This window comes from Neisseria sp. P0021.S006 (assembly GCF_051956895.1).
The window spans coordinates 1-869 of record NZ_JBQCWZ010000559.1 but is presented as its reverse complement, the minus strand read 5'-3'; the positions used below and the strand labels follow the sequence as shown (position 1 = coordinate 869).

1 protein-coding gene and 1 pseudogene are annotated in these 869 nt (G+C 43.7%); one reads left to right on the top strand and one right to left on the bottom strand.

The window, feature by feature from the left end; genetic code table 11:
• Window positions 1–373, top strand: a pseudogene (locus tag ACTHUM_RS15680) (ATP-dependent zinc metalloprotease FtsH); the annotation flags it as partial.
• 103 nt (window positions 374–476) lie between these two features.
• On the opposite strand, the gene tpx reads toward ACTHUM_RS15680, so the two are convergent.
• Window positions 477–869 (bottom strand): thiol peroxidase (gene tpx, locus ACTHUM_RS15675; protein WP_440403375.1); only part of this gene is annotated, 393 nt, incomplete at its 5' end.

Sequence of the window (869 nt, the reverse complement as noted above, 5' to 3'; positions counted from 1 at the left end):
GGTATTCTTGGGTCGCAGCGTAACCCGTTCTCAAAATATTTCCGAGAAAACCCAACAAGATATCGATGCGGAAATCCGCCGTATTTTGGATGAGCAATACCAAGTGGCTTACAAAATCTTGGATGAAAATCGTGATAAGATGGAAACCATGTGCAAAGCACTTATGGATTGGGAAACCATCGATCGAGACCAAGTTTTGGAAATTATGGCCGGTAAACAGCCTAGTCCGCCTAAAGATTATAGCCACAATGTCCGCGATGACAAAGTGGAAGAGTATGAAGCGCCTATTGCTGAAGCTGCTGAAGCTGTTGAGCAAAATGAGGTTCAGAATACTGAGTCAGTAGAAACAGACAAAACAGATAAATCTGTATAAGGTTTGAAACAGAAAACGGTAGCTTTTAAGCTACCGTTTTTATTTTGAAGATAAGCTAAAGGCCGTCTGAAAATTTTCAGACGACCTGATTTTATTGAGTCAATTACAAAACAGCTAAAGCTGCTTCGTAGTCAGGCTCGTTCGCAATTTCAGAAACCAACTCAGCGTGGAGAACTTGGTTTTGATCATTTAAAACCACCACTGCGCGGGCAGTCAGGCCGCGTAATGGGCTTTCTGTCAGTGTTACTCCGTAATCGTTAGAAAAGCTGCTGCGGAATGTGGAAAGTGTCACTACATTTTCTAAACCTTCTGCACCGCAGAAACGGGCTTGTGCAAACGGGAAATCGTCAGAAATGCACAAGACGACGGTATTTTCTAACGAAGAGGCACGTTTGTTGAAAGTGCGGACGGACTGGGCGCATACACCTGTGGCAATGCTAGGGAAAATATTCAGCACTTTGCGTTTGCCTGCATAGTCAGCCAATGATTTCTCAGA